The organism is Streptomyces sp. NPDC088794 (assembly GCF_044750545.1).
Lineage (GTDB): Bacteria > Actinomycetota > Actinomycetes > Streptomycetales > Streptomycetaceae > Streptomyces.
The window spans coordinates 216,720-240,140 of the sequence record NZ_JBIVKB010000006.1; the positions used below are offsets into that span (position 1 = coordinate 216,720).

26 protein-coding genes and 1 tRNA gene are annotated in these 23,421 nt (G+C 67.8%); 8 read left to right on the top strand and 19 right to left on the bottom strand.

Going from position 1 to position 23,421, the window contains the following annotated elements; genetic code table 11:
• The first annotated feature begins 68 nt into the window (after positions 1–68).
• Positions 69–1,451, top strand: a complete 1,383-nt coding sequence (locus ACIP6U_RS19475; RefSeq protein WP_401719062.1) for an ArsA family ATPase — start codon at positions 69–71, stop codon at positions 1,449–1,451.
• Positions 1,452–1,513: 62 nt separating this feature from the next.
• On the opposite strand, the gene wblA is transcribed toward ACIP6U_RS19475, so the two are convergent.
• Complete coding sequence (gene wblA / locus ACIP6U_RS19480) at positions 1,514–1,852, bottom strand: transcriptional regulator WblA (RefSeq protein WP_401719065.1); 339 nt, start codon at positions 1,850–1,852, stop codon at positions 1,514–1,516.
• Between the two features lie 407 nt (positions 1,853–2,259).
• Between wblA and ACIP6U_RS19485 the strand changes: the two genes are divergently transcribed.
• Positions 2,260–4,542, top strand: coding sequence for a transglycosylase domain-containing protein (locus ACIP6U_RS19485; protein WP_401719068.1), 2,283 nt, complete (start codon positions 2,260–2,262; stop codon positions 4,540–4,542).
• Positions 4,543–4,645: 103 nt separating this feature from the next.
• Here the strand turns inward: ACIP6U_RS19485 and ACIP6U_RS19490 are convergent, their stop codons facing one another.
• A complete protein-coding gene (locus ACIP6U_RS19490) occupies positions 4,646–5,113 on the bottom strand; it encodes a GatB/YqeY domain-containing protein (RefSeq protein WP_401719070.1) in 468 nt (155 codons plus the stop codon).
• A gap of 218 nt (positions 5,114–5,331) precedes the next feature.
• Between ACIP6U_RS19490 and ACIP6U_RS19495 the strand changes: the two genes are divergently transcribed.
• The 3 genes from ACIP6U_RS19495 to ACIP6U_RS19505 all read left to right on the top strand — a co-directional run bounded on the left by ACIP6U_RS19495 (position 5,332) and on the right by ACIP6U_RS19505 (position 7,453).
• On the top strand, positions 5,332–6,276 hold the full coding sequence (locus ACIP6U_RS19495; protein ID WP_401719073.1) for a metallophosphoesterase: 945 nt from the start codon (positions 5,332–5,334) through the stop codon (positions 6,274–6,276).
• A 283-nt stretch (positions 6,277–6,559) separates the two neighbouring features.
• Entirely contained in the window at positions 6,560–7,339 is a 780-nt protein-coding gene (locus ACIP6U_RS19500; protein ID WP_401719076.1) for a Pr6Pr family membrane protein, read from the top strand.
• A 40-nt stretch (positions 7,340–7,379) separates the two neighbouring features.
• A tRNA-Pro gene (locus ACIP6U_RS19505) sits at positions 7,380–7,453 on the top strand.
• Positions 7,454–7,536: 83 nt separating this feature from the next.
• Here ACIP6U_RS19505 and xerC read toward each other — a convergent pair.
• From xerC to ACIP6U_RS19535, 6 genes are all read right to left on the bottom strand, one after another.
• Positions 7,537–8,742: a tyrosine recombinase XerC gene (gene xerC, locus ACIP6U_RS19510; RefSeq protein ID WP_401719079.1), complete on the bottom strand. Its 1,206-nt coding sequence runs from the start codon at positions 8,740–8,742 to the stop codon at positions 7,537–7,539.
• Positions 8,743–8,815: 73 nt separating this feature from the next.
• Complete coding sequence (locus ACIP6U_RS19515) at positions 8,816–9,025, bottom strand: helix-turn-helix domain-containing protein (protein ID WP_401719082.1); 210 nt, start codon at positions 9,023–9,025, stop codon at positions 8,816–8,818.
• 230 nt (positions 9,026–9,255) lie between these two features.
• Positions 9,256–10,422, bottom strand: coding sequence for a DUF3631 domain-containing protein (locus ACIP6U_RS19520; protein WP_401719085.1), 1,167 nt, complete (start codon positions 10,420–10,422; stop codon positions 9,256–9,258).
• Complete coding sequence (locus ACIP6U_RS19525; protein ID WP_401719087.1) at positions 10,419–10,772, bottom strand: hypothetical protein; 354 nt, start codon at positions 10,770–10,772, stop codon at positions 10,419–10,421. Before ACIP6U_RS19525 ends, ACIP6U_RS19520 begins: the two co-directional genes overlap by 4 nt.
• Complete coding sequence (locus tag ACIP6U_RS19530) at positions 10,769–11,659, bottom strand: bifunctional DNA primase/polymerase (RefSeq protein ID WP_401719089.1); 891 nt, start codon at positions 11,657–11,659, stop codon at positions 10,769–10,771. The genes ACIP6U_RS19525 and ACIP6U_RS19530 overlap by 4 nt, the downstream gene beginning before the upstream one ends.
• A gap of 160 nt (positions 11,660–11,819) precedes the next feature.
• Positions 11,820–13,190 (bottom strand): DNA cytosine methyltransferase, encoded by a 1,371-nt coding sequence (locus ACIP6U_RS19535; RefSeq protein ID WP_401719092.1) that lies wholly within the window; start codon positions 13,188–13,190, stop codon positions 11,820–11,822.
• On the opposite strand from ACIP6U_RS19535, the gene ACIP6U_RS19540 reads away from it, so the two are divergent.
• Positions 13,189–13,875 (top strand): hypothetical protein, encoded by a 687-nt coding sequence (locus ACIP6U_RS19540; protein ID WP_401719094.1) that lies wholly within the window; start codon positions 13,189–13,191, stop codon positions 13,873–13,875. The two genes, ACIP6U_RS19535 and ACIP6U_RS19540, sit on opposite strands and share 2 nt — an antisense overlap.
• A gap of 11 nt (positions 13,876–13,886) precedes the next feature.
• Here the strand turns inward: ACIP6U_RS19540 and ACIP6U_RS19545 are convergent, their stop codons facing one another.
• The 10 genes from ACIP6U_RS19545 to ACIP6U_RS19590 all read right to left on the bottom strand — a co-directional run bounded on the left by ACIP6U_RS19545 (position 13,887) and on the right by ACIP6U_RS19590 (position 20,462).
• Positions 13,887–14,360 carry a hypothetical protein gene (locus ACIP6U_RS19545; protein WP_401719097.1) on the bottom strand — a complete coding sequence of 158 codons (474 nt, stop codon included), beginning with the start codon at positions 14,358–14,360 and terminating at the stop codon, positions 13,887–13,889.
• A 14-nt stretch (positions 14,361–14,374) separates the two neighbouring features.
• Positions 14,375–14,569 carry a hypothetical protein gene (locus ACIP6U_RS19550; RefSeq protein WP_401719099.1) on the bottom strand — a complete coding sequence of 65 codons (195 nt, stop codon included), beginning with the start codon at positions 14,567–14,569 and terminating at the stop codon, positions 14,375–14,377.
• A gap of 14 nt (positions 14,570–14,583) precedes the next feature.
• Positions 14,584–14,838, bottom strand: coding sequence for a hypothetical protein (locus tag ACIP6U_RS19555; protein WP_401719102.1), 255 nt, complete (start codon positions 14,836–14,838; stop codon positions 14,584–14,586).
• A 20-nt stretch (positions 14,839–14,858) separates the two neighbouring features.
• Positions 14,859–15,113: a hypothetical protein gene (locus tag ACIP6U_RS19560; protein ID WP_401719104.1), complete on the bottom strand. Its 255-nt coding sequence runs from the start codon at positions 15,111–15,113 to the stop codon at positions 14,859–14,861.
• Between the two features lie 140 nt (positions 15,114–15,253).
• Positions 15,254–17,479 carry a cell division protein FtsK gene (locus ACIP6U_RS19565; RefSeq protein WP_401719107.1) on the bottom strand — a complete coding sequence of 742 codons (2,226 nt, stop codon included), beginning with the start codon at positions 17,477–17,479 and terminating at the stop codon, positions 15,254–15,256.
• Positions 17,480–17,574: 95 nt separating this feature from the next.
• Positions 17,575–17,958: an RRQRL motif-containing zinc-binding protein gene (locus tag ACIP6U_RS19570; protein WP_401719110.1), complete on the bottom strand. Its 384-nt coding sequence runs from the start codon at positions 17,956–17,958 to the stop codon at positions 17,575–17,577.
• Complete coding sequence (locus ACIP6U_RS19575; protein WP_401719112.1) at positions 17,958–18,608, bottom strand: GGDEF domain-containing protein; 651 nt, start codon at positions 18,606–18,608, stop codon at positions 17,958–17,960. Before ACIP6U_RS19575 ends, ACIP6U_RS19570 begins: the two co-directional genes overlap by 1 nt.
• On the bottom strand, positions 18,605–19,582 hold the full coding sequence (locus ACIP6U_RS19580; RefSeq protein ID WP_401719115.1) for a DUF2637 domain-containing protein: 978 nt from the start codon (positions 19,580–19,582) through the stop codon (positions 18,605–18,607). Before ACIP6U_RS19580 ends, ACIP6U_RS19575 begins: the two co-directional genes overlap by 4 nt.
• Positions 19,579–20,178 (bottom strand): hypothetical protein, encoded by a 600-nt coding sequence (locus tag ACIP6U_RS19585; RefSeq protein ID WP_401719118.1) that lies wholly within the window; start codon positions 20,176–20,178, stop codon positions 19,579–19,581. The genes ACIP6U_RS19580 and ACIP6U_RS19585 overlap by 4 nt, the downstream gene beginning before the upstream one ends.
• Positions 20,175–20,462 carry a hypothetical protein gene (locus ACIP6U_RS19590; protein WP_401719121.1) on the bottom strand — a complete coding sequence of 96 codons (288 nt, stop codon included), beginning with the start codon at positions 20,460–20,462 and terminating at the stop codon, positions 20,175–20,177. The genes ACIP6U_RS19585 and ACIP6U_RS19590 overlap by 4 nt, the downstream gene beginning before the upstream one ends.
• Positions 20,463–20,974: 512 nt before the next feature.
• On the opposite strand from ACIP6U_RS19590, the gene ACIP6U_RS19595 reads away from it, so the two are divergent.
• Both ACIP6U_RS19595 and ACIP6U_RS19600 read left to right on the top strand, forming a co-directional pair.
• The gene (locus tag ACIP6U_RS19595; protein ID WP_401719123.1) at positions 20,975–21,310 is read left to right on the top strand and encodes a winged helix-turn-helix domain-containing protein; all 336 of its coding nucleotides are present in this window, start codon (positions 20,975–20,977) and stop codon (positions 21,308–21,310) included.
• Between the two features lie 158 nt (positions 21,311–21,468).
• Positions 21,469–22,716: an XRE family transcriptional regulator gene (locus ACIP6U_RS19600; protein ID WP_401719126.1), complete on the top strand. Its 1,248-nt coding sequence runs from the start codon at positions 21,469–21,471 to the stop codon at positions 22,714–22,716.
• 38 nt (positions 22,717–22,754) lie between these two features.
• Here the strand turns inward: ACIP6U_RS19600 and ACIP6U_RS19605 are convergent, their stop codons facing one another.
• Positions 22,755–23,213 carry a hypothetical protein gene (locus tag ACIP6U_RS19605; protein ID WP_401719129.1) on the bottom strand — a complete coding sequence of 153 codons (459 nt, stop codon included), beginning with the start codon at positions 23,211–23,213 and terminating at the stop codon, positions 22,755–22,757.
• Between the last annotated feature and the right edge of the window lie 208 nt (positions 23,214–23,421).

Sequence of the window (23,421 nt, forward strand, 5' to 3'; positions counted from 1 at the left end):
TACGTGAGCCGGAGCATTGGTCGGAGCACGAGTCGGAAGCAGCGCGACCAGGGGAAGCAGGGGATGTCATGAGCCCGGAGGCGGCCAAGGCCGACGCCCAGGAGAACGCGCGACACCGCCTCTCCCCCGCGCGCGTGCTCGACGTCGACCCGCTGCTCGACGACCCGAAGACGCGGATCATGGTGTGCTGCGGCTCGGGCGGGGTGGGCAAGACCACGACGGCGGCGGCGCTGGGGCTGCGGGCCGCCGAGCGCGGGCGCAAGGTGGTCGTCCTGACCATCGACCCGGCCCGCCGGCTCGCCCAGTCCATGGGCATCGACTCGCTGGACAACATCCCGCGCCGGGTGAAGGGCATCGAGGACTCGGGCAACGGCGGCGAACTGCACGCGATGATGCTCGACATGAAGCGCACCTTCGACGAGATCGTCGAGGCGCACGCGGATCCCGAGCGGGCCGCCGCGATCCTGTCGAACCCCTTCTACCAGTCGCTCTCGGCGGGCTTCGCGGGCACGCAGGAGTACATGGCGATGGAGAAGCTCGGGCAGTTGCGGGCGAGGGACGAGTGGGACCTGATCGTCGTCGACACCCCGCCCTCCCGCTCGGCGCTCGACTTCCTGGACGCGCCCAAGCGGCTCGGGTCCTTCCTGGACGGCAAGTTGATCCGGCTGCTGCTCGCGCCCGCCAAGGTGGGCGGGCGCGCGGGCATGAAGTTCCTGAACGTCGGGATGTCGATGATGACCGGCGCCCTGGGCAAACTGCTCGGCGGCCAACTGCTCAAGGACGTGCAGACGTTCGTGGCCGCGATGGACTCGATGTTCGGCGGCTTCCGCACGCGCGCGGACGCCACGTACAAGCTGCTTCAGGCACCCGGGACGGCGTTCCTGGTGGTCGCGGCGCCCGAGCGGGACGCGCTGCGCGAGGCCGCGTACTTCGTGGAGCGGCTGGCGGCCGAGGACATGCCGCTGGCCGGACTGGTGCTCAACCGGGTCCACGGCAGCGGCGCCGACCGGTTGTCGGCCGAGCGTGCGCTCGCCGCCGCGGAAAATCTTGTGGAGCCCCGCATTGTCGATCAGCACGGCGGGAAAGCTGGTCTTCGTAACTCTCCCGACACGTACGGCAGTTCAGAATCTCCCGCAACCACAGCCCGCGACACGGCCGACGACGCCGCTGACGGGTCCACCACGTCCGAGCCCGGCTCCCCCGGTCCGGATCAGGAGGACCAGAGCGTCGACCGGCTCACCGCGGGCCTGTTGAGGCTGCACGCCGACCGTATGCACGTGCTCTCCCGCGAGCAGCGCACACGTGACCGCTTCACGGCTCGCCACCCCGAGGTGGCGGTGACGGAAGTGGCCGCGCTGCCCGGCGACGTACACGACCTCGTGGGTCTGCGGGACATCGGTGACCGGCTCGCGGCCAACCGGCCGGAGCTGCCCGAGGCCGACGGCGACTGAGCCGACGGCAGCGGCTGTTGAGGCGTGCTGCTGTTGCGACGACGAGGTGCCGAGGGGTCGCCTCAGCTCACCGCCGCGTAGTTCTCGTAGATCTCGTCGTCGTCGAGCGGCAGGATGCCCACGCCGCGCTCGTACTCGACACGAGCCGTCTCCAGCAGCCTGCGCCACGAGGTGACGGTCGGCCGCCGGCGCAGCAGCGCGCGGCGTTCCCGCTCCGTCATGCCTCCCCACACGCCGAATTCGACGCGGTTGTCGAGCGCATCGGCCAGGCACTCGGTGCGTACCGGACATCCGGTGCACACCGCCTTGGCCCGGTTCTGCGCTGCTCCCTGCACGAACAGTTCATCCGGATCGGTAGTGCGGCAGGCGGCCTGCGCACTCCAGTCGGTTACCCAGCCCATACCGGCGCCGTCCTCTCCCGAATCGAGGCTCCCCCACGGCGGTAGCGGCATATTCACCGCTGCCAGTTGAGGACGTTACGGAAGGTGGGCACAGCGCAACACCCCCTTCGGGCCCAATCTTGAATGGCCCGAACGGACTATGCGTAAGCGGCAGATCACCCGGGGGAGTGAGCTGGTGACATACGTGACTTTCCCGGAAAACCAGGACAGTTCAGCCGAGTCACAACGGGCACCTGGTGACACACAAGGCGGATTCGGACACGCCCCCACCAGAAAGTCGGGGAACCTCCGGAACGATTCGGGGTCGCCGGACGTATTGATACGTGGACCTACTGCTGTGACAGTTGTGAGCAGCTTAGGCCAAGGCATATACGTGTGTCCGGCGAATGAGAACGTAGGCTGCCCCCATGCCAAAGAAGCGTTCGGGCGGTGGTCTGTCCCCAACACAACAGGCCGCCAAGTTCCTAGGTGTCAGCGTCCTTGCCGGCGCCGTCCTGGCCGGCATCGCGCTGCCCGCCTTCGGCGCGCTCGGCCTCGCGGCGAAGGGTTCGGTGGAGAGCTTCGACGAGCTCCCGGCCAATCTGAAGACCCCGCCGCTGAGCCAGCGCACGACGATCCTCGACGCCGAGGGCGGCCAGATCGCGGCCGTCTACTCCCGCAACCGCACGGTGGTCGACCTCAAGAACGTCGCGCCGTACATGCAGAAGGCGATCGTCGCGATCGAGGACTCGCGCTTCTACCAGCACGGCGCCGTCGACCTGAAGGGCGTGCTGCGCGCCCTCAACAAGAACGTGCAGAGCAGCGGGGTCGCCGAGGGCGCCTCCACGCTCACCCAGCAGTACGTGAAGAACGTCTTCGTGGAGGAGGCCGGCGACGACCCGACGAAGGTCGCGCAGGCCACCCAGCAGACCCTCGGCCGCAAGATCAAGGAACTGAAGTACGCGATCCAGGTCGAAGAGGAGCTGGGCAAGAAGAAGATCCTCGAGAACTACCTGAACATCACGTTCTTCGGCGAGCAGGCCTACGGCGTCGAGGCCGCCGCCCAGCGCTACTTCTCCAAGCACGCCAAGGACCTGAACCTCCAGGAGTCGGCGCTGCTCGCGGGCATCGTGCAGTCGCCGACCCGCTACGACCCGGTGAACGACGAGGCGGAGGCCACCAAGCGCCGCAACACCGTGCTCGCGCGCATGGCCGAGGTCGGCGACGTCTCCAAGGCGGAGGCCGACAAGGCCATGGAAGCGCCGCTGGGCCTGAAGGTCAGCAAGCCCAAGAACGGCTGCATCACGGCCGTGAAGGGCGCCGGCTTCTTCTGTGACTACGTGCGCGAGGTGTTCCTGAACGACCCGGTCTTCGGCAAGACCAGCGCGGCCCGCGCGAAGATCTGGAACCAGGGCGGTCTGACGATCCGTACGACGCTGGACCCGCAGTCGCAGAAGGCGGCCCAGGCGTCCATCAAGGAGCACGTCTACCAGAGCGACGACGTGGCGACCGCCGCCACCATCGTCCAGCCCGGCACCGGCAAGATCCTGGCGATGGGCCAGTCACGGCCGTACGGCATCGACACCAAGGACCACCAGACCACGATCAACCTCTCGGTGAACCAGGACATGGGCGGCGGCGCCGGCTACCAGCCCGGTTCGACGTTCAAGCCGATCGTGGCCGCCGCCGCCCTGGAGGGCGGCACCCCGTCGAACCAGCAGTACTCGTCGCCGTACGAGATGAACTACCCGAGCCCGGTGTCGATCTGCAACGACAAGACCTGGCGCACGGACCCGAACAACCCGGCCAAGCTGACCAACGAGGACGAGTCGGAGCACGGGCCGTACTCGATGAAGGTGGCGACCGCAAAGTCGGTCAACACCTACTACGTCCAGCTGATCAGCGACATCGGCATCTGCCCGGTCATCGACATGGCCAAGAAGATGGGCGTGCAGCGGGCCAACGGCGGCAAGATCGACCAGGCGCCGTCCATCGCGCTCGGCACCCAGGAGATGTCCCCGCTGACGATGGCGAACGCGTACGCGACCTTCGCCGCGCGCGGCATGTACTGCACGCCGGTCGCCATCGAGTCGATCACGCAGACCGTCGGCGACCAGAAGAAGTCGCTCCAGGTGCCCAAGTCGACCTGCTCGCGGGCGATGTCGGAGACCACAGCGGACACCGTCAGCACGCTCCTGAAGGGCGTGGTCGAGGACGGTACGGGCTCCGAGGCGGGCCTCGGCAGCCGGCCGAGCGCCGGTAAGACCGGTACCACGGACAACCGCTACGCGGCCTGGTTCGTCGGCTACACCCCGAACATGGCGGCCGCGGTCTGGGTCGGCGACCCGGCCCACAAGCGCAGGATGACCAACATCACCATCGGCGGCATCACGCGCGACAAGGTGTACGGCGGTCAGGTGCCCGGTCCGATCTGGCGCGACATGATGAACGGCGCCCTCGAGGGCAAGCCGGTGGAACAGCTCAGCCTCGCCTACATCCCGCCGGACAAGCCCAAGGAGAAGGACAACGGGAACGACGACGGTGACAACGGCGACAACCGGGGCAACGACAACGGCGGCCTCATCGGCGGCCTGACCGACGGCGGCACGGACGGGGGCACCACCCCGACGCCGTCCTTCTCCCTCCCCGAGGGCTTCATCCAGGGGCAGGACGGGGGGAACAACGGGAACGGGAACGGGGGGCGCGGTTAGACGCCGGGCCACGGTTCACCGACGTTCTTGATCCGTACGACGAACGGCTCCTCACCTCCGTAAAGAGGCAAGGAGCCGTTCGTCGTACGTGTGCGGGGGCCGCTCAGCCGGCGAGCAGCTTCTTGACCACCGCGGCGACCCGGCCGCCCTCGGCCAGGCCGGCCACCTTCGGGTTCACGATCTTCATGACGGCGCCCATGGCCCGCGGCCCCTCGGCACCGGCCGCCTTCGCCTCCTGGACGGCCTGCGCGACGATCTGCTCCAGCTCCTCGTCGCCGAGCTGCTTGGGCAGGTACTCGGCGAGCACCACGCCCTCCGCCTTCTCCCGCTCGGCGCTCTCGGCCCGACCACCCTGCGCGAAGGCGTCGGCCGCCTCACGGCGCTTCTTCGCCTCCTTGGCGATCACCTTCTGCACCTCGTCGTCGGAGAGCTCGCGCTTCGTCTTGCCCGCGACCTCCTCCTTGGTGATCGCGGCGAGCGTCAGCCGGAGCGTCGCGGAGCGCAGCTCGTCTCGCTCCCTGACGGCGGCGGTGAGGTCTTCCTGCAGCTTCGACTTGAGCGACGTGGTCATGTGGTCGATTGTCGCAGGTACGTCGAGCTGGACGCCCGTTGATTTCGAGGAGCAGGGCGGAGTGGGGGGTGCGTGGGCGCACGCGGACTTGAGCGAGCCCAAGGGGCAGGAGGGCCAGCGGACTTGAGCGGGTTCGCCGGAGTTCGCCGGAGTCAGGGAGTCACAGAGGCGAGGGACCGCGGGCAAGCGGTGTCCGTGCGGTCTGACACGATGGCAGCATGCGCGCACGTTACGGAGTACCCCTGGGAATCGTGGCGGCCGGTGCCGCCGGAGTGGCCTACGCGGCGGGATTCGAGGCCCGCTCCTACCGACTGCGACGGGTGACGGTCCCCGTCCTGCCGGCCGGGATGCGCCCGCTGCGGGTACTTCAGGTCTCCGACATCCACATGGTCGGCGGCCAGCGCAAGAAACAGCGCTGGCTGCGCTCCTTGGCCGGTCTGCGCCCCGACTTCGTGATCAACACGGGCGACAACCTGTCTGACCCGGAGGGCATCCCCGAGGTCCTGGACGCGCTGGGCCCGCTGATGGAGTTCCCGGGCGCGTACGTCTTCGGCTCCAACGACTACTACGGCCCCAAACCCCGTAACCCCGCCCGCTACTTGCTGGAGAAGGTGCACGGCAAGCACGGTCTCAACGGCAACCCACCGGTCGTCGGCGCGATCCACAACCCGTGGGAGGACCTGCGGGACGGCTTCGACGCGGCGGGCTGGCAGAACCTGACCAACACCCGCGGGCAGTTGAAGGTCGAGGGCGTGTCCGTCGAGCTGACCGGCCTGGACGACCCGCACATCAAGCGCGACCGCTACGCCGAGGTGGCCGGCGGCCCGTCCGGTACGGCGGACTTCTCGATGGGCATCGTCCACGCGCCGTATCTGCGCGTCCTGGACGCCTTCACCGCCGACGACTACCCCCTGATCCTCGCCGGCCACACCCACGGCGGCCAGCTCTGCATCCCCTTCTACGGCGCCCTCGTCACCAACTGCGACCTGGACGCGGACCGGGTGAAGGGCTTGTCGACGCATCGTGCGGAGGGGCGTACGTCGTATCTCCACGTCTCCGCGGGCTGCGGCCAGAACCGGTATACGCCGGTGAGGTTCGCGTGCCCGCCGGAGGTGACGTTGTTGACGTTGGTGGGGCGGGACGAGGGGCGGGGACGGAAGTAAGGGGCAGGGGCAAGGGGGGTAGGCGGGCAAGAGGTACGGGGCACGGGGGCAAGGGCACGGGGTACGGGGGCAAGGGGTACGGGGTGGAGGGCTGGGCGTAGAAGACGGCAGGGCAGGAGTCGAGGAAACGGCGACGCCGACCAGCGAGCCGCCCGAACGGCGAGACGGCGAGACGCTGAAAGGGCGCGAGGCGCTGAAAGGGCGAGACGCCGAAACGGCAATGGAGTAACCCACACAGCCCGCCCGTATCGCCCGTTTCGTCCCTCCTGCTTAGCGTGAGGGCATGACCGCCCCGATACCCAGGGACATCCCGAACCTCCCCGCCATCCCGGGTGTACCCGCGCTGCTCCCCTCCCTCGTCCCCGCCACCGCGGTGGTGACTCCGGTACGCCGCCCACTCACCGCCGTCTACCGACTCCTGGTCGCCCTGGTCGCGGCAGGGGCGGTGACCGTGGACCTGCTGCTCGGCAGCCCGGTCCGCGTCCTGAGCCACTTCGCGATCCAGAGCAACATCCTGCTCGCCCTGGTCCTGGTCCTCTCGGCCCGCCGAGCCTGGTCGGCCCGCCGCCCGCTCCCCTCGGCACTGACCGGCGCGACCCTCCTCTACGTCGCCATCACCGGCCTCGTGTACCACCTGCTGCTGGCGGACGCGGCGACTCCGTTCTCCGTGACGAGCGGCTCCCTGACCGGCTGGCAGACGATCACCAACCAGGTCCTGCACACGGTGACGCCGATAGCGGCGGTCCTGGACTGGCTGCTGATGACCTCCCCCGGCCGCCTGCACCTCCGGCAAGCGGCGGCGTGGTTGCTGTACCCCCTGGCGTACCTGGCCTTCTCACTCGGCCGCGGCGAGCTGATCGTCCCGGGCACGCGGGGGCGCTATCTCTACCCGTTCCTGGACGTCGACCTCCACGGCTACAAGAGCGTCCTGGGCAACGCCCTCCTCCTCGGCCTCGCCTTCTACGCCCTCGCGATCCTGCTGGTCGCCCTGGACCACGCCCGCCCGAACCTGATCCGCCACCGCCCCAAAACCGGATTTCGTCTCGGGCCACCCGTGGGCTAAAGTAGCGATGTCGCCGCGACGAGCAGTACAGCGGCGACATCGGGGTGTAGCGCAGCTTGGCAGCGCGCTTCGTTCGGGACGAAGAGGTCGTGGGTTCAAATCCCGCCACCCCGACGCTGGTCAGAGGCCCATTCGCTTGATCGCGAATGGGCCTCTTTCATGCCCGGGGGGCCAAACAGGGGGCCAAAGGGATTGAGTCAGGCCACCGCGTCGCCCTCGCCCTGGTCCTCCGCGTCCGCCCCTTCCTGATCTTCAGCGAAGATCTCGTCCATGGCTTCCGCCCCCTGTGTGATCACCGGACGAAGCTGCTTGCGGTAGACCGCTTCTGTCGTCGTCTGGCTGCTGTGACCGACCAACAGCGCGATCCGTTCCAACGGGATGCCGTGATCCGAGAGCAGGGACACGAAGCTGTGCCGCAACTCCCGCGGAGTCCACTCAGGCTTCAGCCCCGCCTTCTTCACGATGGCCTTGAAGTCTCGCCGAACGTTGGCCGCATCGAGCGGTTCGCCGCTCCGGGTCGTGAAGACACGGCCGGCCGGACTCCACTCCTTTCCCTTCGACGCGCGCTCTTGCTTCTGCCACCTCCGATGCTCTTCGAGCACTTCGACCACCTGCTTTGGGAGAGCGATAGTCCGGCGGCTCTTCCTGGTCTTGGTCTCACCGTGCTTGCGCACCGAGCGCCACACTGCGACGTGTGCCGGAATGCCGTCTTTCGTCTCCAGGAACACGTGATCCCAGGTGAGGGGTCGCGCCTCTTCAGTCCGTACGCCGCTCAGGAGCGAAAGCACCAGATAGGCGTACAGCCGCGATCCGCGCGCCTCGGCCAGAACAGCCTTTGCCTGTTCCAAGTTCAGAGCTTTGCTAGGACGGCCGGGGCGTCCTTCCGGCACGGTGACGAGTAGTGCGACGTTCCGCACGGCCTTGTCCCTGCGCTGCGCATGCGTGATCGAACGGCGCAAGACGGCGAGCAGGTCGCGGAGACTTCGGGTGGCGAGGAATTCGGCCCTGTCGTCCAACCAGTCGTCTGCGTCGTCTGCGGTGAGGTCGCGCAGCTTGGCTTTGCCGATGAACGGAATCAGGTGTTTGTCTGCCAAGGTGCGGTTCTTGCTCACGGTCGTCTCATCGCGGCCCTTCAGACCGCCCTTCAACCAGTCGTTCACCGCATCGGCCACGGTGTAGTTGACGGGTGACTTGACGCCGGTCTGCACCTCCTTTTTCAACTCGCGGATCTTGTTGCGAACTTCCGTCTTGGTCTTCCCGTACACCTTCGGCCGGCGGCGCTTGCCGTTCGGCGCGTGTCCCAGGGAAACGGCTCCCACATAGCTGTTCTTGGCCGGGTCCCAATAGATCGTGTCCTGACCATGGCCTGCCCTACTACGGGCCTGCTTCGGAGTCTCGGTCATGCTGTGTTGCGCCTCCAAACGACATGGCCGCGCCCTTAAGGGCGCGGCCATGTCGCGGTGGGTGGTTGGGAGTTCAGGCGGTGGCTTCTGCCTCGCGCTTGAGGAGTTCGACGTACTGCGAGATGTACTCAGGCGGTACGAGTCGACGACGGCCTATGCGAACTGTCCGAAGACGTCCGAGCCGTATCTCCTCGTAGACCATCGAGCGGCCGATCCTGAGAGCTACGGCGGCCTCTTCGGGCTTGTAGAGGACTTGTTCATCAGGTGAAACAGCGGTGCTCACGCGGCGGCGCCTCCTCGGCAGGGACTCAGGGGCGGTGGCCCCCTTCCTGTCAGGTCCGCTACTTCCGCTACCTCCGCTACCGCCCTGGTCAGGAGCATGATCGAGGTAGCGGATAGGGGTAGGGGTAGGGGTAGCGGATGAATTCGCTACCGGCCCTCGGGGTGCTGCGGGACCGGTAGCGGATAGAGCGGTGCGGGTAGCGGACGAATCCGCCTTTGCCGCTACCTTTTTCAGGCCTCTGACCTGCTCGGTAGCGGCGGTAGCGGAAGTAGCGGACTCTCAGGGGGTGGGGGGCAGTAGCGTTCCCACGCGTCGTGGAGATCCGCGGCGTAGTAGCCCTTCATCACGCTGCCACCCGCTTTGATGTTCCGTGCCGCTATCGGGGTGTTGTCCGCGGTCATGTACTCGCGCAGCATCCGTGCCAGCCCTCGCGCATCCAGCGGCTTGCCGCTCATGTCCGCCCACGGCGCCTCGTCGAGACTGTGCAGGCGGTCGAGAACGGCCACCGTGGGCAGACGGTCAATGCCGTTGAACACGTGGTCGCGCAGGTCGATAAGCAGCCGGATACCAATGCTGCCCTTGTCTCCGACCTTGGCCGCGTTCACGAGTTCCACGCATGCTGTGCGTGCTCGCTCCGGCCACTCGCCGCCGGCAGCGTCGGCAACCGCGATGAGCGGTTCCCAGACGTCCGCCGGCCGATCCGTGACCTCCGGGGGCAATTCGGGAAACACCCCGTCGACCAGGTGCGCCACGGACTGTGCCCAGTTGGTGAGCCGGTCGCGCAGCGCATTGCCTTCCTTCTCATGGATGCGCTGCCGGTAGGGCTCCACATACTCGTTCCTCGCACGGCGGCGCATCCGGATGATAACCGAGCGGGTCAGGATCGTGTCCGGCAGCGAGCCGAGCCCCGCCATCGCCACCGCGCAGTACGACGGGAACTCCTGTACTTGCTGATTGGCTCCGTCTCCGACGCAGCGCCACATGCCGACCCCGCGGCGATGTCCGGCATTGAGGAATCCGCGAAGGGGCTCGTTGTCTCCAGCCTTGGGGCCAAAGACCGTATCGACTTCGTCGAACAGGATCGTGGGACGCGTCTCCAGAGTGGAGACGGCACGGAAGAGCACCGAGGCGGACGCGTTGGCCGCAACGAGCGGCTTGGGCACCAGGGTTTCGATGATCTCCAGTGCTCGCGACTTCCCCGATCCGGGTTCCGGCGAGAGGAACGCGATACGGGGTGTGGCGTCGAAGCAGTCGAGCAGATGTGCGTGCGCGTTCCACAGCGTGACTGCGACGTAGGCGGCTTCGAGGGGAAAAACGTTGAAGCGACGGTGGAAGGCTTCGACCTCATCGAGCAGGGCGGAACCGTCCGTGGGGTGTGCCGGCGGATTGGTGCTCATGCCGCAGCCCTCTCTTCCTGGGTGGTGCGGAGCGGGCATTCGTCGCGGTGGCCGGTGTGGTCGGCGATCAGGGCCAGCACCCTCGTGTGGCCGACCGCGCTGCGGTCCCTGCCGCACAGGCACTTCGAGGTGGCAGTGGGCACGGCGCCGCGTGGGGCGCTGATGCACAGCCACGCGACCGGGAACCGGCCGTCGTCCGCGCGCGGGCCAGAACCAAAAGCAGTGCGGACGCCTACGGCGGCGCCTTTCGGCTCGCCCACGGCCGTACCGGGCACCCGTGGTGCGGCGGCGCGCGGACCGGCCGGGGTGGCGGGAAGGCTCTTCAGGGAGGGGGCGGGAGGGGTGCTCATGCCGCCCTCCCCTGGCTGTTGCGGGCAATCGACCAGTTCAGACCGCTGCGAATGGTCGCCTCGCAGGACCGCGGAGCAAGACCGGCCTGCTCCCCCGCCCACTGAAGAGCCTCCTCAACCCGCTCCCTGGGGAGGTCGCCCCACGCGATGAACCGCCCCAAGGCTCGCGCTGCCCGGAGCAAGGTGGCGTTGCGCTCACCCTCCGGTGCCGTGCGCACGCTCGCGGTTTCAGCGTTCAGACCCGATACGGCGTAGCTGGACGCTCGAACCGATGACGGTGCAGCCGATAGTGCCCGCGATGCCTGACGGACCGTCAGGCGGCCGTACAGCCATTCCGGCAGCGGAGCGGGCGGGGTGTCGTCGACGATCGCGTAGGCACCGGCGGGTGTGAGGCTGCCGGGGGCGACGACATAGCCGCCCCAAGCGCGGGTGTCGATGCGCTTGCCGAGCCGTCCGGCCGTGTTGCCGAGCCGCACGCCGGGCGGGGCGGTGAAGTACAGGTGGATCCCGCCGCTCGCGGTCCGCGTCGTGCGGGTGGTGGGGATGGCCTGTCCGGCGCGCTCGCAGAGCGCCGCAAAGGTCGTCACGCCGGAAGGCGTGTCCGCACTGCACTTGCGCTTGGGCATGTCGAGGTCGACGACAACCAGCCCGGACGGACCGGTCGCAATGCCGACGTTGAACGGCAGGTCGCCCCAAGCGCGGCGGATGCGGTCCGGGTCGATGGTGGCGCGCTCTTCCCACTTGCGGTGACCGCCTGCGCAGTCCCCGATGCCAGGGCAGACGTCTTCACCGTGCAGGGCCGGACGCTTGTCGCCGGGGCGAAGCGGGAGGACGGCCCACCCTCGCTCGGCAGCGTCCAACGCGGCGAATAGGAGGTGGCGGTTCATCCGCTCACCCCCGACATGCTCGATGGGGTGGCATGGGCCGGACGGCCCTCGCCGAATGTACGACGTTGGGTCATGCTGTAGGTCTCCTGCTCTCTTGGAGGGACTGGAGAACCGGGGCGGGCGCAGGCTTGTGGTGAGACGGCGCCCGCCTCGGGCGTAGCTAGGCGATATCCAGGGTGAGCTGGGACGGGACAGGGATCGTGGCCTCGGGGACGCTGACCGCGAGCAAGGTGCGGTAGGCGAACACGGCCTGATGAATGACCACCCCGTTGCCGAGGATTTTGAGCTGGTCGGAGCGGGACAGTCCCAGGTCCGCGCCGGTCACCCAGCCCAGGTCGGCGCCCATCATCCATTCCACGAACGCCGGTGACAGGCGCCGGTTGCCCTTCGTACCGGGTTCCGTGGGTTCGGGTGCGGGGCGTCCCAGTACCTGCTCCCAACGGTGGATGGCGGGGCCGTAGTCGGTGCCGTTGGTGGCCACCCACCGTTCGTCCAGGCGCACTGCCTGGCCGGGCAGGTAGTAGTTGCCCGCCTTGTCGCGTTGGTTGGGTCCGCCGTGCGGTCCGTCGGACGCCTTCGGGGTGGGCAGCAGGTCGCGGACCAGGTACTCGATGGAGGGGCGTGAGCTCGCACCGGGTGAGGCGGAGCGGTTGCGGCCGTAGCGGGCGGCGGTCGGGGTGGGCAGCAGGTTGACGACCACCTCGTTCAGCGGGCGTGAGTTGGTTCCTAGCAGGTTGGAGGCTCCGGACTTCCAGTCGCGTGCGGCGGGGGTGGGCAGGAGGGTGACGGCGGTGCGCAGGTTCATGCCGCCCTGTCGTTTGGCGGAGGTGCCGGGGCCGCCGGTGCCGTCGGCGGCGGCCGGGGTGGGTAGCAGGCTCAGGCGGCCGTCGGGGGCAGTAAGAAGACCACTTCGTCCTCCAGCGTGGGCCCGTGCCCGCCGGCCTTGCGCTTGTCGGGGTGCTGGGGTCCTCCGTTGCGTCCCAACTGTGAGGTGGGGGTTTTCAGCAGAGGGATAGGCGACGGCGAACCAGCGGTCGCGGCGGTGGCAGGCGCCGACTTCGGGGTCTCCAGCGCGTAGGCACATCCAGCGTGCGTCGTACCCGATCGCGGCCAGGTCGGCGGCAACGACGTCGAGTCCCCGGGACCGGAGGGCGGCGACGTTTTCCAGGAAGACGAGGCGGGGTCGTAGGTGGCGAATGGCTTGGGCGATGGTTTTCCAGAGTCCTGAGCGGTCACCCGCGATCCCTCCCCGGGGTCCGGCGTTGGAGATGTCCTGGCACGGGAAGCCAGCTGTCAGCGACCGGGGGCGTGCGATCTCGGCGGCGAGCGCGGGCCAGTCGACGGCGGTGATGTCCCCGAGGTTGCGGATGCCGGGCAGGCGGGCGGCGAGCAGGCGGGATGCGGCGGGGTCCTTCTCGCCGACCAGGACCGTGGGCAGGCCGGTCACCGTTTCCACGGCCTGGTCCAGCGCACCGGAACCGGTGCACAGGCTGACGTTGCCGCCTTCCGACGGTATGAGGGGTTGGGTCATGCTGGAGACCTCCAACAGGTCTGATGCGGACTGGTTGGGCATGGGTGGCCGCGGTTCTTTGGCGAGAGGTGGGGCCGCCCTGCTTTTCCGGGCGATTGGGGGAGCTGTGAGTAGTGCGTTACTCGCGTTGATGGCGGCGGTGTTCGGTGTGACAGGAACCTTGCTGGCGCCCGTTCTCTCCCAGCACTCACAAGCCAAAGCTCTGGCAGCGGACTTTGAGCGGCAGCAGCGAGCAGCCCAGAGACATTGGCAGCGAGAGCAGTTTCAGGCGGAGTTCGAGAAGCGGCGTGCGGGTTACATCGCGGCGAACGCCGCTATGAGCAGGTATCGCGTCCAATTGATGATCTATCTCTGGCGTGTTCGTCGAGAAGAGGTCGACGATGCCGCCAAGCAGGAGCTTGAGGCAGCACGCCATGCGCACCACGCGGCCTTTTCCGAGGCGCAGATGATTGCCTCTGACACCGTTCTGGAACATTTGGACCAGCAGGCCATCGCCCTGGGAACTGCGTACGGCAGGACGAAGGACTTGGAGGAAGGCCATCCGGGTCCAGAGGGCTCCTTCGAGGAAATCGAGGCGTACTTGGGTCAGTTCTGGCAACGCTCTCGGGATATGCGGCGCGCAATGCGTGACGACCTGGGTGCCAGGGACACGCATGGCCACTCACCACAGATCGACTCTCTTTGACGCGGCTGTGATCAGCCGTGGAAGTGGCTGCGCTTGACCACGGCTTTGCGGATGTTGACCGTGGTCCCGCCGCTGTGGCGGCCGCTCGGACGAAAGACCTGCACGGCGACGAACCCGCCGAAGATGACCGCAGCAAGCGTGATGAGCTGAGTGATCAGCGCGGTCAGGGCGGTGATGAAGGTGGTAAGCAGAAGCAGGCCGCCGCACACGGCGAGGAACCCGACGCCTCCGAGCGCGGTGTTCACGGCCGCGCGGGAGACGGCCGGCTTGGCCGTGGTGACCGGGTCGGGCTGCGTGGGCGTGAGCGCGTAGCCGGTGACGACGCGGCCGTCAGGCAGGACGATGCTCGCCACTGACGGGATGGTGCCCGGCTGGACCGGGATGAGCGGCGCGCTGTGCGCGGGGGTGATCGGAGTGGGGTGGTGGACTTCGACGCCCGCACTCTGATGTCCGGCCGAACGGCGGTACGTGGTGGGCTCGTTCACGTCTGTCTCCCCTTCTAGCGGCCGGTGCCGGCGAGGGCGTCGGTGACGGCGGTCATGAGTTGGTTGACGGTGTCGGCTGCGCCGGTGTCGGCGAGGTAGAAGCCGAACAGGGCGACGACGACGGCCGCGCCGAACCCGACGGCCTTGAAGCGCAGCAACAGCGCGGCCACCACGGCGAGTAGCAGCACGATCGGGATGGTGAGGACCATGTGGTTCTCCCGGGTCAGCGGTGGGTGCAGGTGGGGTAGGCGGACTGGTGGAAGCAGCGTTCGTAGTCGTGGCCGGTGACGCGAAAGGTCTCGCGGTGGCCATCGGGGGCGGTGACGGTGAGGCGGTAGCGCCAGCCGCCGGACTTGAAGTAGGTGGCGCTGCGGTCGGTCACGGTGCCGTCCGGGCCCGGGGCGTACTGCGGGCCGCACGCGGTCAGCGTTGCGAGGAGCGCTACGGTCGCGACAGCGGCGGGAGTGAACGTGCGCATGGCGGGGTTCCTCCCGGGGCTCAGTTGGTGGTGCCGGCGCGGTAGATGCGCGCCCAGCGGTTGTAGAGCCAGCGGCCGGCGCGGATGCGCTTGCCGTGGCCCTTGCAGCGGCGGCAGTCCTTGCCGCGCTTCTGGCGTCCCTTGCGGTCGGTTTTGATCGCGAAGCCGAAGCCGCGGCACTTGCGGCAGGTGCCGTACGGGCTGCCCGCACACACACCGACGTAACCGAGAGTGACGGCAAGCAGGCAGGTGCTAGCAAGGAGCAGGGAGGTCATGGGGTGCCTTCCAGGCAGGGTTTCCGGCGTTCTCGCAGGTCGGGTGCTAGGTGCGAGGTTGCTGATCAGGGCCGGTTCGGGGTGCTAGAGGCGCTGCTAGGTCTAGCAGCGCAGGGTGCTAGACCTAGCAGCGGTGCGCGTCAGTCCCCGGACCGCTTTCCGTCACGCTGGGTGATGGCGGTGGTGAGGTCGGCGCGGGCGATGCCGCGGCGGGTGGTGCCCTTGCCCTTGTCGGTGGTGCCCCACACGTCCTGTGCCGTGATGCCGTGCGGACGCAGGTTGGTGGTCACCGTTTCGGCCTTCCAGCCGCCGTAGACCTCCGGGCGCAACGCGGCCAGGCGGGCGGCGACCTTCTCGTTCCACACCTTGTCCTCATCCGCGGCAACGACGCGCAGGATGTCGGCGAGCAGGTCGTAGGCGGCCTCGCCGCTGTCGGGGGTCTCGCCGATGGCGTGGCCGGTGATGTTGCCGTAGGCCTCGCGCATCTTGCGGGCGCGCACGACGACGTGTTCGGCGCCGACCGCGTCCACGAACGCGGACGCGACGATGCGCGGGTCATCGCCCTCACCGGACATCCAGCAGATTCCGCGGTCGGAGCGGGAGAACATGGTGGCCCGGTAGCCGGCCTTGTAGGCGCCGGTGCCGAGGACCATGTCGTTGGCGGTGTGGCCCATGACCTTGAGGCAGAACCGCAGTACCGCGTTGGCGGAGATGCCCGGGGGCAGGGACTTGGCGTCCGGGCGTTGGGTGCCGAACAGGGCCACGATCCCCAGCGCGGGACCGCGTTTGCCCAGGTCGGTGCAGATCTCTTCGATCTCCGCGCCGTACTTCTCATGCTCGAAGGGGACTTGGCACTCATCGAACCCCGCCACGATCGGGTGCAGCCCGAGCGCCTTGTCGTTCGCCAACTCCGGGGTCACCTTCGACTCCGGGCAGCGGGTGCGCGGCAGGGCCTTGATGACCTTCGCGCGGCGGCGCAACTCCGCCCGCAACTCCCGCAGGGCTTGGAGGACGTAGAGGATGTCTTCGTCCTCATCGCCGGCGCGGTAGCGGTGGCAGACCGGTTCCAGGGCGCCGAAGTCGCCGGTGCCCTTGAAGTCGAACGCGTACAGCACCGCGCGCGGGTCCAGGGCGGCAATCAGCAGGAACAGGCGCATCAGGAACGTCTTGCCCATGCGCGGGATCGAACCGACCACGACCGAGGCGAACATGAGGGTGACGGCGACGTCGCCCATGCGCTGGTCGTTGCCGAACACGACCGGCTTGAACAGGTCCACGGTGCCCGACTTCAGCAGTGGCCAGGCGGGTTTGGTGGTCTCGTTCATGGGCTTGTCGCCCACCCACAGGATCAACCGGCCCTCGTGTTCGTCCGGGTCGGGCGCCGGCCACACGCAGCCGACCTTGCGGCGCAGTCCGGACGCCATCTGCTTGCGGGACTCCATGATGTCCTCCGGGGTGACACCCCAGGGAAGGTCGAGGTCGGCGCGGTAGCCGGGGCCGTCGCGGGTGATCTCGGAGGTGAAGCGCATCCCGTTCATGTCGCCGCCCTTCTTGATGGCGGCGCACAGCTTCGGGTTGCCGATGTTGTCCAAAGCGCGCAGCACGATGGGACCGGTGAGCTTTTGAATCTCGGTCTTGAGTACCGCGGGCCCGATCACGGGGTGGTCCTGCGGGGCACCCCAGAACCCGCAGACCAGCACCGCGGCGCAGGCCAGCACGCCCAGCCAGGCGGGGGCCATGACGTACAGGGTCAGCGCGAACAGGCTGCCGAAGACGAGTGCCACGGTGGTCACCAAAACTCGCAGCCGGACTCGTCCGTCGCGCTGACGCGAGAGTTTCAGGTACTCGGCGGTGTTCTCCCGCCGCACCTCGTACGCGCGCAGCGGGGCGCCCTCCGCGTCCCACACCCACTGATTGGTTTCCCGCACGAAACGAACGGCGCCGCGGGGCGAGTTGAGGGTGAGCTGGAAGGCGTACCAGGGGGTGCGGATGCCGTGGAAGGCGGTGGCGTAGAACGCGTTGCCCGTCGCTCGCTGGGCGGTCGAGACGAACCCCGGCTTGGAGGTGAGCCACGTCGGCAGGATCGGCCGCCGCTTGTAGGTCGTGATGCCCGGGGCGGGGAGGTCGGGCCGGTCGACCGGTCGGGCGACCGGGTCGGGCGACTCCTCATCATGGGAGTCGGCCGACTGGTTGCCCGACTCGGTCGGGCGGGAGTCGGGCAACCGGTCGCCCGGGGCGGTCGACTGGTCGCGGGCGGATCGGGCCTTGTCGAGGTCGACCACATCCGCGCCGGAGTCGGGGCCGGAAGAGTTGGCCAACTCGGCTTCGAGCCGGTTGAACAGTTCGTTGTCGTCGGGCTGGTTCACTGAATGGGTTCCTTCCAAGAGGAGGAAGGGCGGGGTCGGTCCGTCGCTGTAGGAGGTGTGCGGACGGACCCCGCCGGCTCGCGGTGCAGGGGTGTTCAGGCGGCGCGCTGTTCCTCGGGGTAGGCGCAGAGGATGCACATCCCGAGCGAGGTCGGGAGGCAGTAGTCGTAGATCACGCCGCATTCGGGGCAGGTGCGGCGGGCGAGCATCGCCAGCGCGAGCGCACCGCATTTGCGGGAGGTCATCGGCCGTACCGGCTTGGCCAGGTCGACGCGGTAGAGGTAGGCGACCTGCACCCCCGACTTGCGGCCCCGGTGACGGCGCATCACCTGCGCGGCGACCGGCTGACCGCCCGGACGCAGTCCGTCGGCACGGAGTTGGCGGCGGGTGGCGTAGCCGTCCGGAGCGAACTTCCAGGGGAAGGTGGGCACTCCGAACTGAGCGCCGGACGGGTCGAAGCACTTCGTGTAGCCGGACATCAGGCGGCCACCGCAACGACCGGAGAATCGGTGCGCGCGCCGACGCGTCCGGAACGGCGACTGGCGACCGTGGCGAACAGCCAGCCCAACCCTGCGCGGCGCATTCCCGCGCGAGCCTGCTTGGCCGCGTACATCGCCTCATCCGCCCGCCGCAACAGCCCCGACAGGTCATCGGCGGGGAAGTCGGCGGCGCGGACCCAGCCGAGTGAGACCGTGGTGTGCGCGGCAGGGTCCTGGCCGTCGACCGGTCGGGCGAGCACGCCGTGCAGTACGGCGAGCATGTCCGCCGCGGTGCCGTGGTCGTCGATCAGGACGGCGGCGAACTCATCGCCCCCGAGCCGTCCGGCGACCCCGCGCGGTCCGACGTGGTGGGCGAGGCGTTCGGCGGTTGCCTTCAACAGCGCGTCGCCGGCCGGGTGCCCGTAGGTGTCGTTGATGTGCTTGAACTTGTCGACGTCGGCCAGCACCACGACCGCGCGTGGGTCCTTGAGCAGGGTGGTGGCGCGGCGGGTGAAGCCGTCGCGGGTGCGTAACCCGGTGAGCGGGTCACGCCGTGCCGTGTTCAGGCAGCCTCGCAGCCACCACACGTGCACCGCCCAGCCGGCGAGCAGGGGCAGCGTGGACAGCAGGACCGTGGTCAGGGTGTTCATGCGGCCACCCCTTCACTGGCGTTGACGGGGTGCAGGGCGCGGCCGTCGGCTCGTTCGGCGAGCAGGACGTCACGCACCTGCCGGGCGGCAGCGGAACCGCAGTGCAGCGCCTTGCGCAGCGCCTCAGCGTTGATCGCGCTGTCGTCCCAGTCGGCCGTGAGCGTGCGGGCTTCGGCGAGCAGGTCGGCCGGGGTGCGTTGCGGTGCGGCGGCCTTGGGCTTGGCCGGCTGCTTGCGCGGTGCCTTACGCGGTTCGGGCTTCGGGGTCTCCGGCGGTGCGGGAGGAGCGGTCATGTCGCCGTTGGCGGGGGCGAGTTCGCCCATGCGCAGCATCACGCGTTCGCGCCGCGGGGTCTTCGTCCGCCACTTGCGGCCGTAGGTCTCGCGCAGGTCCGCGTGGGCCAACTGCCGTTCCTTCTCCCGCTTCAGTGCCTCGGTGTAGGAGGTGACCTCCCACAGCGTCATGCGGCGCCACAGTGCGAAGGTGGAGGGGAAGGCGAGCAGCCAGCGGGAGAACCGGATCTTCTCCATGCGCCGGCCGGTGGCCGCGCCGATGCGGACGGCGTAGATGTGCGCGCCGATCTCGGAGAACACCACCCACAACAGCGGCATGGTGCCGTGCGCGACCTTCGCGGACAGGGAGTGTCCAGCGGCGACGTTCAGCCCGCACGTGATCAGCGTGAGCGCCCAGGGCACGAACCGCACCCACGCGAGCGCCATGTCCATCCGGATCAACAGCAAGTTGGCCACGGTGAACACCGGGATGGCCACGTCGATACCGACCGGCAGCATCCACGGCGTACTGAACCCCCAGCGCAGCGCGGCGGCGGACACCGCGTCGAAGGAGGAGATCAGACCCAGCGCACCGACGCCGGCAGCGGCCAGGGCGCCGATTCCGGCGAGGCCCAACTCAGGTCGTGTCAGCGGCGGAACGGCCGCACGCTCGTTGCTCTGTGTCGTGTCGGTGGCGGTCATGCCGCGCCTCCCTGGAAGAGAGGGTTGACCATGCCGGTCAGCGCGGCGATCTCGTCGCCGCTCAGGACCGTGTGTTCGTTCATGGCGTGCGCGGTGGTGCGGATCTCGTGCCACAGGTGGCCGACCTTGCGGCGGGCCATGCCCTGCACCATCCCCCACGACTTCCCGCCCGCAGGAACGTGACCGCGACCGAGCCGGTAGCCGAAACGGGCCAGCACGTCGATGGCCAGCTCACGGTCATGCTCGGCAGCGCACGCAGCGGAGCGCTCCGGGGTCCACAGCCCGTAGGCCATCAGGTAGGTGACGTGAGCGAGCGTGCCGGCCGCGCACTGCGCCGCGAAGTGCCACGGCGAGGTACCCGCCGCCTGGTGCACGGTCCTGCCCGTCAGTGCCCACCGGCCGGGCTCCGTCTCCCACGCGATGACCTCGGAGGAGACGATGTGCATGCCGTAGGCCAGCGACAGCACGGCATGGCCGGCCTCGTGGAAGGCCATGCCCAACCGGGCCTGCTCGTAGGTGAGCGGGATCTCTTGCAGCGGGCGCGGCTGGCCGGTGTGGTCGGCCAGGAACTCGGGGGCGGGGGCCATGGTCGTCATGCCGCCACCCCCCGGCGGACGGTGTGACTGCGGGCGGTGCGGACCAGCGGGGCAACGTCGAACAGTTCCGGGTGCGCCTCGACAACGCCGGCCGCAATGCGAATCAGGTCGTCGGGCATCTCGGGGTTCTCGGCAAGGATGTCGTGCGCCGCATCCTCACGGGCCATGCGCTCTTCGTTCGTCTCGCCCTCGACCCCGAGCCACAGCTCAACCGGAGTGCCAAAGGCCAGCTCGATGAAGTCGTTTACGGAGACGGCCTGATGACCGCCGATGTAGGTACGCATTCAGGGCTCCTGAAATGGAGGGACATGGAGCCGGAGCGGTACAGGCGTGTTGGTGAGACGGTGACCGTTCCGGAAGTCCCGAGCCGCAAGTTGCGGCAGGGGGTAGCGCCCCGGCGGGAGTCGAACCCGCCTACGACCATCGGGGCAGTTCTGAAGCAAGCGGGGCCGACGACCTGAACGCCAGGCCGGGCCCGCTTGCAAGATCAGGTGCGCGAGTCTTTCTCCGCGCGAGCCGCCTTCTTGGAGCTGAGGACAGGCGGTAGTTCCTCGGTCCACTGTTGAGTTCTCAAAGTGCGGTAAGCGCGGGGCCCGCGGCGCGCGGCAGAAGCCGCCTTCCGACCGCCGCACGCGGCAGCCATACGGGCAATCCCGAGCCATTCGTGCAGTTCAGGCAGTTACCACCCTCGAAATTTCCGAAGGCGGTTCGTGGACTAGCTTGCACTAGTCTGCTGTGGTGCACAACCCCCAGGGAGTGATGCGCACTAGTTCGCTGTGGTGGGTACGCTCAGGGCATGACTGTCACAGGAGGACCGAAGCCGAAAGCGGCGCAGGTCGCGGACGCACTTCGCGCGGACATCAAGAAGATGAAGCCGGGCGACAAGCTCCCGTCACAGCGCGAGCTGATCGACCGGTTCGGCTTCGCGAGCCAGACCATCCAGAACGGCTTGGCCGCACTCAGGGCCGAAGGGCTCATTGTCTCGGCCGGGAACCTCGGTAACTTCGTCAGTGACGGAGCTTCCCCCAGCAACGACGTGCACGACGACATCACGGAAATCCGCTCCCAGATTCAGGCGTTGACTGAACGGGTCGCAGCGCTCGAAGAACGTTCCGCCCCGGATGGTGCGTGATCTGCAACCAGCATGCGAGGAACGGGAGTTGAGACGTAAGTGACAGCCAGGGGACGGAGAGGCGGAGGTGGGGACATGTCCAGTGACACCCCGGTGTCCCCTTCCCTGTCCCCCTGGCGCGCGGGTGAGACTCGGAGCAGGCACTCGGAGGAGGGGACATGACCGACGACAGGCCCGCATGGGCGCGGCGCATCGCTGCCGAGCGAGGCGCACGCGACTGGTCGCAGCGCGACGCAGTCAGGGCACTGCGGGTGCACGCTCCCACGGAGCTACCCGCAGAGGAGAGCATGATTCGCCAGTGGAAGCGCTGGGAGTCAGGGCAGATGCCGAACGACTTCTACCAGCCGATCATCGCGGCACTCTTCGGCACCGTGACGCACGCACTCTTCCCGGCGCCAGCACGGCGGGACGGCGACAGGGAGATCCTGGCTGCATCCGGCATGGAGACGCTGGAGATCGTGAGTCGCCTCAACCGGTCCGACGTCGACAACTCCACGCTCGATGCGCTGCGGATCACGGCGGACCGGCTCAGCTCGGAGTATCCGTTCATGCCGAGCGAGCAGCTCCTCATCGAGGGCCGGCAATGGCTCCGACGCGTCGTTGACCTTCACAAAAAGAGCCTCACGCTCGCCCAGCATCGCGAAGTTCTTGCACTGTCCGGTTGGCTCGCGCTCCTGGTCGGCTGTGTCGAGTACGACACCGGCGCTCGACACGCGGCTGAGTCGACGCGACAGGCCGCGCTCTCGCTCGCGACCGAGGCAGAACATGCAGAGGTAGCCGGGTGGGCGCATGAAATGCGTGCATGGTTTGCCCTCACGACCGGCGACTATCGCGGCGTCATCGCAGCAGCGCGGGCAGGATCCGAGACAGCGGCGCACCACGGTGTGGCCGTGCAACTCGCTGCCCAGGAAGCCAAAGCCTGGGCGCGACTCGGAGACCGTCGGCAAGTGGAGGTCGCCTTGGACAATGGGCGGCGAATCCTTGAAGGAATGCCGTACCCGGAGAACCTGGACAACCACTTTGTGGTGGACCCGGCTAAGTTCGACTTTTACGCGATGGACTGCTACCGACTGGTCGGTGAGGACAAGCTCGCACGCACGCTCGCCGAAGAGGTACTGAGGGCGGGAACTGACTTCGACGGTACCGAGCGCTCACCAATGCGCAACGCTGAAGCCCGCGTCACGCTTGGCGTCACGGCAGCACGTGAGGGCGACTTGGAGCAGGCACTCATCATGGGTGAACGCGCCCTCGAAGGGGACCGGCAGTCGGTGCCATCGCTCATCATGACAAGTCGAGAACTCGCCGCCGAGATGAAACGCCGTTACGCGAGAGAACCCGCAGCACAAGACTACCTAGCCCGACTAAATTCGCTCGGCCAAGAGAAGCCAGGGTTCCTCCCACAGTAATCCTCAGGCAGGGTGGGGAATAACCAAGGCGTGCACCCCTAGCCCCAGGTCTTCCACTTGTCGAACGCCACCTGATTCATTTCCAGGATCTTCGGATAGTTCCAATTTAGTGGCGTAATTCCGATTTGAAATAAATTAAACACTACGCTCTCGAACGACATTCGCCCCGTACGAAGATGATCTCTTCTAGTTAGCGGAACGTTCGGACTCAGCGCAGCTGTACCAATGTGCTCATGGGGGAAATCAACGTCACTACTGCCACCAGGATGCCAGTGGTATGCGATCAACTCAGCCCCATCACGCATCATCACCGTATACATGTAGCCACGCGTCGAGACTTTGTAACGACCGCTTGACCCCACAGCCTGGCCAAATTTGTCTTTGTCCTGCTCGACGACTGTGAATTTGATTGAAGCCTCGAATTGGAGTCGAACATCTACTCCGCCCAGAGACACGGGGTCACCACGATTAAGGGCAACCGTGTGGAGTTCTCCCACAGGTTGCCCTTTGATCGGACTGCACACCCACTGTGATCTGGTCAGACATGCAGCCGATGTCCGCAGCGGCATCAAGAATGCTTCGATGGCTCCGTGTGGATTTCTACCGGGCATTTCACTCTTCTGGGCGTGCGAAGGGAAGCAGCAAAGCGACTTCTTCAGCCTTCACCTGCTCTGACGACCCTTGGTATGCCCCTGCATCCCATCG

What these genes read in the sequence shown, in the direction of transcription:
- ACIP6U_RS19500 (WP_401719076.1), top strand. Translation starts at nt 6,560, where the DNA reads ATGACCGCCCCGATACCCAGGGACATCCCGAACCTCCCCGCCATCCCG.
- ACIP6U_RS19580 (WP_401719115.1), bottom strand. Translation starts at nt 19,582, where the DNA reads ATGACCGCCACCGACACGACACAGAGCAACGAGCGTGCGGCCGTTCCG.
- wblA (WP_401719065.1), bottom strand. Translation starts at nt 1,852, where the DNA reads ATGGGCTGGGTAACCGACTGGAGTGCGCAGGCCGCCTGCCGCACTACC.
- ACIP6U_RS19530 (WP_401719089.1), bottom strand. Translation starts at nt 11,659, where the DNA reads ATGAACCGCCACCTCCTATTCGCCGCGTTGGACGCTGCCGAGCGAGGG.
- ACIP6U_RS19595 (WP_401719123.1), top strand. Translation starts at nt 20,975, where the DNA reads ATGACTGTCACAGGAGGACCGAAGCCGAAAGCGGCGCAGGTCGCGGAC.
- ACIP6U_RS19570 (WP_401719110.1), bottom strand. Translation starts at nt 17,958, where the DNA reads ATGTCCGGCTACACGAAGTGCTTCGACCCGTCCGGCGCTCAGTTCGGA.
- ACIP6U_RS19585 (WP_401719118.1), bottom strand. Translation starts at nt 20,178, where the DNA reads ATGACGACCATGGCCCCCGCCCCCGAGTTCCTGGCCGACCACACCGGC.
- ACIP6U_RS19590 (WP_401719121.1), bottom strand. Translation starts at nt 20,462, where the DNA reads ATGCGTACCTACATCGGCGGTCATCAGGCCGTCTCCGTAAACGACTTC.
- ACIP6U_RS19520 (WP_401719085.1), bottom strand. Translation starts at nt 10,422, where the DNA reads ATGAGCACCAATCCGCCGGCACACCCCACGGACGGTTCCGCCCTGCTC.
- ACIP6U_RS19600 (WP_401719126.1), top strand. Translation starts at nt 21,469, where the DNA reads ATGACCGACGACAGGCCCGCATGGGCGCGGCGCATCGCTGCCGAGCGA.
- ACIP6U_RS19575 (WP_401719112.1), bottom strand. Translation starts at nt 18,608, where the DNA reads ATGAACACCCTGACCACGGTCCTGCTGTCCACGCTGCCCCTGCTCGCC.
- ACIP6U_RS19495 (WP_401719073.1), top strand. Translation starts at nt 5,332, where the DNA reads ATGCGCGCACGTTACGGAGTACCCCTGGGAATCGTGGCGGCCGGTGCC.
- ACIP6U_RS19485 (WP_401719068.1), top strand. Translation starts at nt 2,260, where the DNA reads ATGCCAAAGAAGCGTTCGGGCGGTGGTCTGTCCCCAACACAACAGGCC.
- ACIP6U_RS19490 (WP_401719070.1), bottom strand. Translation starts at nt 5,113, where the DNA reads ATGACCACGTCGCTCAAGTCGAAGCTGCAGGAAGACCTCACCGCCGCC.
- xerC (WP_401719079.1), bottom strand. Translation starts at nt 8,742, where the DNA reads ATGACCGAGACTCCGAAGCAGGCCCGTAGTAGGGCAGGCCATGGTCAG.
- ACIP6U_RS19555 (WP_401719102.1), bottom strand. Translation starts at nt 14,838, where the DNA reads ATGCGCACGTTCACTCCCGCCGCTGTCGCGACCGTAGCGCTCCTCGCA.
- ACIP6U_RS19560 (WP_401719104.1), bottom strand. Translation starts at nt 15,113, where the DNA reads ATGACCTCCCTGCTCCTTGCTAGCACCTGCCTGCTTGCCGTCACTCTC.
- ACIP6U_RS19535 (WP_401719092.1), bottom strand. Translation starts at nt 13,190, where the DNA reads ATGACCCAACCCCTCATACCGTCGGAAGGCGGCAACGTCAGCCTGTGC.
- ACIP6U_RS19550 (WP_401719099.1), bottom strand. Translation starts at nt 14,569, where the DNA reads ATGGTCCTCACCATCCCGATCGTGCTGCTACTCGCCGTGGTGGCCGCG.
- ACIP6U_RS19525 (WP_401719087.1), bottom strand. Translation starts at nt 10,772, where the DNA reads ATGAGCACCCCTCCCGCCCCCTCCCTGAAGAGCCTTCCCGCCACCCCG.
- ACIP6U_RS19475 (WP_401719062.1), top strand. Translation starts at nt 69, where the DNA reads ATGAGCCCGGAGGCGGCCAAGGCCGACGCCCAGGAGAACGCGCGACAC.
- ACIP6U_RS19540 (WP_401719094.1), top strand. Translation starts at nt 13,189, where the DNA reads ATGCTGGAGACCTCCAACAGGTCTGATGCGGACTGGTTGGGCATGGGT.